Origin of the sequence: Lamprobacter sp. (assembly GCF_034860625.1) — a bacterium.
Taxonomy (GTDB): Bacteria; Pseudomonadota; Gammaproteobacteria; order Chromatiales; family Chromatiaceae; genus Lamprobacter.
On the sequence record NZ_JAYESN010000530.1, the window covers coordinates 1 to 1,322 of the forward strand.

The following is a 1,322-nucleotide window of genomic DNA, read 5'->3' on the forward strand; positions in this document are numbered from 1 at the left end:
GCTTGCACTTCGATCGCCCAGATCGCTTGCTTGAGGTCGGCGGGGAGGACGACGCCGTCGATGCGCCGCTCCAGGGCTTTGACGTCGATGGCCTGGAAGTCATAGGGGCCATCGATGCGGAGGCCATTGGTGAGCAGGCGCAGGAACTCGGGGTCGGCGCCGAGGAGCAGATCGATCTGTTTGTCGGTGTGCATCGGCTCAGCGGTGGCCGATGGTGTTGAGGGTGGTCAACTGCCCCTCACCGTTCAAGATCGTTGCACTCATCGACTGTAGTTCCGCTGGCAGAAGTCAGTCAGCCGCTGATGCCAGTCCATCAAGATCGGCGCTGCTTGGACAAGCTCGCTGAAAAAAAAGAATGGGCATCAAGCGGCTGACGTGATCCAAGGAATACGCCAAGTAGCCGCGCATGCGCTCGAGGTGTTCGAGTTTCTTGGCGATCAGTTGGAGATGTTGGGTCATCGCAGCAAGCGGCCTTCGCGCTGAGCAATCTCTGCAATGGGTGAGCGCTCTTCGACTCGACGCACAATGAGGTCAACCGGTATGTCCAAGGTCTCTTCAAGCTCAATCTTGCAACGGAGTTCGTTGCGGAGTGCGTGATCCGTGGTCTCGACGAAGAGATCGAGATCGCCGCCTTTCTTGGCGTCATCGAGCCTTGAGCCGAACAGCCATATCCGCGACGCTCGCCCTAAATGGCGCTGGACGCTCTGAACGATCGTCTGTGTTTGTGCATCTGTCAGGCGCATGGCGGCTTCAAGCGTCGATGGTCCCTGGAGGCCGGTGTTGAGGTGAAGGGGCTGTCAAGTCCCGGGTTCTGGTGCGCTCTGTTGTGTCCCGATCAACCGCTTTCGTTTAGGACGTGATCCAGCGTCACTGCGGGCCGTTCGGGGAAGGCGCTGAGCGGCAGCTGTGAGCGTGCGGCAGCGATGTCGCGCGCGTCGGCATAGCAGATCTCGTACAGGTCGTTGAGATAGGGTCTGAGGCTAGGGCTGTCATCCAGTTCATCGCGAATCTGTTTGCGAAAGCTGGTGATCTCGGCACGCCAATGGTTGCCGTTGCGAGGCGCTTCATCCGTCCAATACTCGAGCTTGAGGAGGTGCACAAGCAGTTGCCGGAGCAACTGTTTCACTTTGCGCTTTTCTCGGCGACTCAAATCATCGATCTCCTCGAGCAGATGGGTGACATCAATGGCAGCAAAGTCACCTTGCGCAAGCTTGTTGCGGGTGTCTTGTAGCCATAGCGCGTAATCCGCTTCATACGCGGCGGTGGCTGTCTCATGGTGATCGCGCAATGGACTGTGCATCGTCAGGGTATTCCGTTGGCCT

The 1,322-nt window shown here is 58.5% G+C and carries 3 protein-coding genes; all 3 read right to left on the bottom strand.

Annotation, left to right across the window (positions count from 1 at the left end):
- On the bottom strand, window positions 1-194 hold a 194-nt coding region (locus VBE63_RS29490), incomplete at its 3' end, for a DUF2887 domain-containing protein (protein ID WP_323686531.1).
- A 261-nt stretch (window positions 195-455) separates the two neighbouring features.
- Window positions 456-743, bottom strand: a complete 288-nt coding sequence (locus VBE63_RS29495) for a nucleotidyltransferase domain-containing protein (RefSeq protein ID WP_323686532.1) — start codon at window positions 741-743, stop codon at window positions 456-458.
- A 92-nt stretch (window positions 744-835) separates the two neighbouring features.
- Window positions 836-1,322: DUF29 domain-containing protein (locus VBE63_RS29500; protein WP_323686533.1), on the bottom strand; the 487-nt coding region annotated here is incomplete at its 5' end.